Genomic DNA, 5742 nt, shown 5'->3' on the forward strand with positions numbered 1-5742 from the left:
GGCGCCGAGCAGCCCGCCGTCGAGGACTGCCCTGAGAATTGCGGAGAGCGCGTCGTGGTTGCGCTGCGACTGGGTGCGAGTGTCGCGGGCCGCTGCCTCCTTGAGCGCGCCCGCATCGGCGAACTCGTTGCTGCCGGTGGGAGAGGCCTCGTCGTCGGGATTGTTCATTCCGGGTGCCGCCCACGCTGCGAGTGCTGTATCGAGCATCGCGCGGGTTGTGGGATCGAGGGTGCCGAGAATTCGTGACATCGACTGTGTGTCTTGATTATCGATGGTGAGGCGGCGCTGACGCTTGCGGTCGTTGTCGTCGGTGATCGTGCCGTCCGGGTCGAGGTAGGCGAGCAGACGATTGCCTGCGGCGAGAATCTGGCGCGGCGCGAGATTCTGTGCGAACCCGGCAACTTCGGCTTCGGCGCGGGTCAGCTGTTCCGCATCGATGCCCTGCGGGATCTTGTTCAGAACAGTGAGTGCTGCGGTGAGGTGATCGGCACCGAGTGCGCCGCTGCGCAAGGCGTCGGCGAGCAGAGGGTAGGTAGGGGGCATCGTGTCGCCGGTGATCGTGAAGGTCTCTTCGAGGGCAAGGATCTGCCCTCTGCGCTTGGTTGCGTCGTGTAGGCGCAGCGGGCCCATCATGAAGTCGGACAACGAGTGTTTGCCGACAGCACGATAGGCCGCACGATTGGACACATCCATGATTCGACTGTTGCCGATCGAGATCATTCTGCGCACCGCGCGCTCGTGCTCGATCGCCGTGGCCGCCACCTCGGCTTCCGTTGCGCCACTGGTATCGACGACGTCGAGCTGGTCGAGCAATGCATGCAATTGTTCATACAGCGCAACAGGATTCGACGCATCATCGTCGCCCGTTGGTTGCCCCTCGTGGATGTCTGAAGTCTCGGTCCCCATGCCGCCCGTCTCCGGTATCGAACTTATGTTCTACATCCAACGTACCCGTCAAATCGGACATGTCAAGGAGAATCTGTCTGGCTGTTGAGCAAACTTCCCGGGCCGGTTCGTCGACGCCATCCTTGACGCGGGGCCTTCCCGCCGCGAGGGTGGAGCGCATGGTCACCGTCGACGACACCGCAGCCGCCCGCGCCAGGTTGGCGTATGAAACTCTCGAGCCGTTCCACGTCCTCGCCTACTTCAACCCGGGACTCACTGCGGCACAGAACGATCTGGGCCTCGACGCGCATGCATTCTATGTCGGAGCACGCGGCGCGCCGCTGGGCGACTGCGCAGCCCCGGTCGTGGTCTCGTCGTTCTATAACTTCGCGCCTGAGCTGATCAACAACGCCTGGGAGTCGGCGCGCAAGGTAGGTCTCGACAAGGTTGCCGCGCGTCGAGAGCAGATGCTCGACGCACAGTTCCGCGACATACTGGGCGAGCGGGTCGTCGAACCTGAAATGGCTTCTCTCGCTGAGCGTTACCACGACATCGCGTCGAGCCTCCCGACGGGAGGCAGGTCGCTTGCCGCGGCGTGGGCGGCGCTGACGCCACCGGATTCTCCCCACCTCGCACTCTGGCACACGCTATCGGTGCTGCGAGAGTGGCGGGGAGACAACCACATTGCGGTCCTCGTCCAGAACGGTCTCGACGGAATCGACGCTGCGACCTTCCACGAGGCAGGGCTGCCCGACCCGACGATTCGACGTCGAGCATTGGGTCGACGACTTGCTCAGCTGACCCGCGGCTGGTCGGACGAGGCGTGGGAGGCTTCGGTCGACAGGCTCGTCGAGCGTGGGCTCGCCACCAGAGTCGACGACGGTCACGAGTTGACCCCGGCCGGTCTCGATCTCTACCGCGCGATCGAAGCCGAGACGGACGCCATCACCGGATCGGCATGGGCGAGTGAGGATGTAAACAAACTACTCGAGCGTTCCCGGCCGTATGTGAAGGCCGTGATCGACGCGGGCGTGCTTCCGGGGACCAAGAAGAAGTAGTACCCCGCAGGCGCTGTGTCCGGTTAGTGCGATAGGCCTGACGCGAGCGGTTGTGCCCAAACGCCCCCGCCGACGAGCGGGGCGGAGTAGACGTTGGGCATGGACGATCTCGAGCAAGTGAAGGCGCTCAAGTACCGCTACCTGCGGGCACTCGACACCAAGGACTGGGATACATTCGCCGCGACGCTCACCGAGGACGTCACCGGCGACTATGGCGAGAAGCTGTCCTTCGGTGACAGAGATGAACTAGTCGGATACATGCGCGGCTCCGTCGGACCGGGTGTCATCACCGAGCATCGCGTCGATCATCCCGAGATCGTCGTCGACGGCGATTCCGCGACCGGTCGGTGGTACCTGCAGGATCGCGTCATCGTGCCGGAGTTCTCCTTCATGATGATCGGAGCGGCGTTCTATGCGGATACCTACCGCCGAACCGACGACGGCTGGCGTATCTGCGCGACCGGCTACGACCGGACGTACGAGGCGACGATCGATCTGAAGGACATACCGAGCTTTTCCGTCACAGTTGGCCAGGCGATCACCCTCGCCGCCTCGTCGTGAGTTCGAGGACCGGTGATGTCACGCCTCTTCGCGGATAGGGCCGACGCCGGCCGAGCATTGGCCGGCCGTATCAGCGAGACCGGCGGGATCGTACCGAGTTCGTCTGCAGAGCAACCACTTCCGCTGATCGTCGGCCTCGCGCGGGGTGGTGTGCCCGTCGGTCGTGAGGTCGCCGAGGCATTCAACCTGCCGCTCGAGGTGCTGGTTGTGCGCAAACTCGGCGCTCCCGGACAGCCGGAGTACGCGATGGGTGCGCTGGCGGCGGGGCAGGTGTTCGTGGCCGACGACGTGCCGCGGCGACTAGGGGTGTCAGATCGGCAATTGCACGAGATCGTGCTGCGTGAAGACGCGCTGCGCGTCGAGCGAGAGACGAGATATCGCCAAGAACGGCAACCGTATTCGTTCGACGGAAGGTTTGTCGTCCTGGTTGACGACGGGATCGCGACGGGTGCCACGATGGCGGTTGCCGCGCGTGCCGTTCGGGTGGCGGGCGCCGCCGGCGTCATGATCGCCGTGCCGACTGCTCCGCGAGACGCTCTGCGCAGATTCGCAGGCGATCCCGACATCGACCGGGTGGTGGCCGTCGATGTTCCCGAACCCTTTCGTGCCGTGGGCCTTTCGTACGGCGAGTTCGGCCAGGTCGCCGACGATGACGTGGTGAGCTGTCTTCGTGACAGATGATGCGGGACCGCAGCTAGGGACGCTCTACCGTCACGCGGCTGGCCGCGTACGCACCTGTGCAACGAAGACGGCGAGGCCGAAAGCCTCGAGGAGCACCGCTCCCCACAGTGCCGGGCCGATCGTCTGGGCAACGCCCGCACCGCAGAGTGCGCCAATAAGGAAAGCGAGCACGACGATAGCTGTGGCGACAGCGGCCCGAACCTGCGCCGACGACCTTCCGCGTGCGAGGTCGGCTGCCGCCGCGACGAACCGCATCAGGTTGCCCGTCGTCGCGATACTCACGAACGAGATTCCGCCCGCAGTGCGGAACAATTCGAGCCGCACCCCTCCCACGAACGACAAGGGGATCACGAACAGTGCGGCAGGCGCGGTCGACGGCAGGCATGCCAGCACGGTGAAGACGACGAGTTGGAGGACGAGCACCGAGCCGAGAGCGCGCGCCGGGAGCGTCGGGACCAGTGTGCGAAGCACTTGGGCGGCAACAAGGCCCGCGAGGTAGGCCAGCAACGGCCAGGCGAACTTGGCCCATTCGTCGCCCTTGACCAACCCGACCGCCAGAAACACGACGTTGCCGGTTTGTGCGAATCCGAACACCTGGTGCCGCAGATAGAGGAAGGCGTCGACGTACCCACCGACGACGGTCATCAGCACAGCACTGATGATCCCAACCTCGCCGTGGGTCGGGCGAAGGACTCCGCCGGTTAGTGCCGACATCCGCACCCTCCTTCGTCCTGCCCTGATCTACGAAGGCAGACATTACTGAGGCTCCTTGGCGTCGGCTAGGTGAACGTCGCTGGCAGTATGGGTCAATGTCCCGTCGCGCCCGCCATGTGGCGATGCCTCGCCACGTCTGGCTGGCGGTGCACGTCGTTGCGACCGTGGCGGTTCCGTGGGCGTTGGCCCTCTTCTACTGGACGTCGGCAGATCGGCGTACCATCGAGGGCTCTGGCCGTGTGGCAGCAGACTTTCATACGGCCGCGGCCCTCGCTGCGGGGGGCACTGCTCATGAGTACTGTTCTGCTACGAATCCGTGGTCGGACGGCTACGGCGACGGTGCCCTTTGCGATTCTCTGGATGCTTGCGCTCGCGTATTCGGTGAACGGCATCCGGGCGTTCAGGGGTAAGGAGTTCGGGGACTACTGCGGCAACGTCGAGTTATGCATTCCAGACTTCGACCTGTTCGCCGGTGCAGTCCCGATGGCGGTCGCGGTGTCCCTGAGCGCGGTCGGGTCGGTCGTCATCGACCGAAAGCGGTGTTCCGCCCGTCGTGATGCCGGCGGTGGCCGCCCTCGCGCTGATCACCCTCGTATCAATTGAGTCCTGAATCGCGACGGCTGAACCTACACGCCGTCTCGAGCCGCGCCCGACTACCGAGACTGGATGGTCCGCGCGATGATCGCCGAACTGGTCTGAGCCGAACTAGTTCGGGTTACGTGACATCGGAACCGATTGCCCTCAGTGGAGCGCTGGGTCGTTCCGGTCTGCCGGGCACCAAGGCGGATCACGCGGAGGGCATGTGACGTTGCGGACTAGCCGTTCAGCGGCTGGAAAACCGCTCTAGCTGCGGTGATGATGGAGCCGATGACGGGAATCGAACCCGCGTACCTAGCTTGGGAAGCTAGTGTTCTGCCATTGAACTACATCGGCGCGCGAGGTCTACTCGCGATCGACAGCCTAGCAAACCCGGGCCTCGATGACGGTGACCGGCCGCGATGTCGCGGCTATCCTCGCGACCAGGCTCGCGGATGCACCCGCGGCACGCTGACTGATACATACAAGTACGGCAGTCATACGACCGGGGAGACCACACATGGAGTACCGCAACCGCACAGCGTTGATCACGGGGGCGAGCGGAGGTATCGGCGAGCAGTTCGCCCGCGCACTCGCGTCGCGTGGTGCCGACCTGATCCTGGTCGCTCGCAGCGAGGACAAGCTGGTCGCACTCGCCGACGAGTTGGCGTCGCGACACGGCGTCCGCGCCGAGGTCATCCCCGCCGACCTTTCGATACCGGGCGCAGCCGACAAGGTGGTCGCCGAAGCCGATAGTCGTGGACTGCGCGTCGACGTACTGGTCAACAACGCGGGCTTCGGCACGTTCGGATACCTCGCCGACGCCGATCCGTCGCGCATCCGCGACGAGGTACAGCTCAACGTCGGCACACTCACCGACTTCACCACGACCTACCTCAAGCGCATGGCCGACGCGGGTACAGGTGCGATCGTGAATATCGCCAGTAATGCTGCGTTCCAACCGGTTCCGAGTATGGCGGTGTACGCGGCCACCAAGGCGTACGTGCTGTCGCTGAGCGAGGCGCTGTGGTCGGAGGGCAAGCGAAAGGGAGTCCGTGTGCTGGCGGTCTGTCCCGGAGCCACCGACACCGAGTTCTTCGACGTTGCGGGTGACGGCTCGGCGATGAAGTCGCGACGCACGACCAAGCAGGTTGTCGACACCGCGTTCAAGGCGCTCGATGCCGGCAAGCCGAGCGTCGTCGACGGTCTCGTCAATCGCATCGGCGCGTACGGTGCACGCTTTGCTCCGCGTCGGCTTGTGCTGGCT

Annotated in this window: 7 protein-coding genes and 1 tRNA gene; 5 read left to right on the forward strand and 3 right to left on the reverse strand. The window is 64.7% G+C overall.

What is annotated here, in order from left to right; all coding sequences use genetic code 11:
• A partial coding sequence (locus A5777_RS11050) for a DUF222 domain-containing protein (protein WP_156529350.1) occupies positions 1-906 on the reverse strand: 906 nt, incomplete at its 3' end.
• Positions 907-1064: 158 nt separating this feature from the next.
• Between A5777_RS11050 and A5777_RS11055 the strand changes: the two genes are divergently transcribed.
• The 3 genes from A5777_RS11055 (at position 1065) to A5777_RS11065 (ending at position 3185) form a co-directional block, all read left to right on the forward strand.
• Positions 1065-1943: an SCO6745 family protein gene (locus tag A5777_RS11055; RefSeq protein WP_064862701.1), complete on the forward strand. Its 879-nt coding sequence runs from the start codon at positions 1065-1067 to the stop codon at positions 1941-1943.
• Positions 1944-2042: 99 nt separating this feature from the next.
• The gene (locus tag A5777_RS11060) at positions 2043-2504 is read left to right on the forward strand and encodes a nuclear transport factor 2 family protein (protein ID WP_064862699.1); all 462 of its coding nucleotides are present in this window, start codon (positions 2043-2045) and stop codon (positions 2502-2504) included.
• A gap of 15 nt (positions 2505-2519) precedes the next feature.
• Entirely contained in the window at positions 2520-3185 is a 666-nt protein-coding gene (locus tag A5777_RS11065; protein ID WP_005201974.1) for a phosphoribosyltransferase, read from the forward strand.
• A 30-nt stretch (positions 3186-3215) separates the two neighbouring features.
• On the opposite strand, the gene A5777_RS11070 is transcribed toward A5777_RS11065, so the two are convergent.
• Complete coding sequence (locus tag A5777_RS11070) at positions 3216-3899, reverse strand: YoaK family protein (RefSeq protein ID WP_005201973.1); 684 nt, start codon at positions 3897-3899, stop codon at positions 3216-3218.
• Positions 3900-4190: 291 nt separating this feature from the next.
• Here A5777_RS11070 and A5777_RS25385 point away from each other — a divergent pair, with 291 nt between their 5' ends.
• Positions 4191-4502 carry a hypothetical protein gene (locus A5777_RS25385; RefSeq protein WP_231895027.1) on the forward strand — a complete coding sequence of 104 codons (312 nt, stop codon included), beginning with the start codon at positions 4191-4193 and terminating at the stop codon, positions 4500-4502.
• A 256-nt stretch (positions 4503-4758) separates the two neighbouring features.
• Here A5777_RS25385 and A5777_RS11080 read toward each other — a convergent pair.
• Positions 4759-4832, reverse strand: a tRNA-Gly gene (locus A5777_RS11080).
• Positions 4833-4995: 163 nt separating this feature from the next.
• Between A5777_RS11080 and A5777_RS11085 the strand changes: the two genes are divergently transcribed.
• On the forward strand, positions 4996-5742 hold a 747-nt coding region (locus A5777_RS11085), incomplete at its 3' end, for an SDR family NAD(P)-dependent oxidoreductase (RefSeq protein ID WP_064862700.1).

Source organism: Gordonia sp. 852002-10350_SCH5691597, assembly GCF_001665715.1.
GTDB classification, from domain to species: domain Bacteria; phylum Actinomycetota; class Actinomycetes; order Mycobacteriales; family Mycobacteriaceae; genus Gordonia; species Gordonia sputi.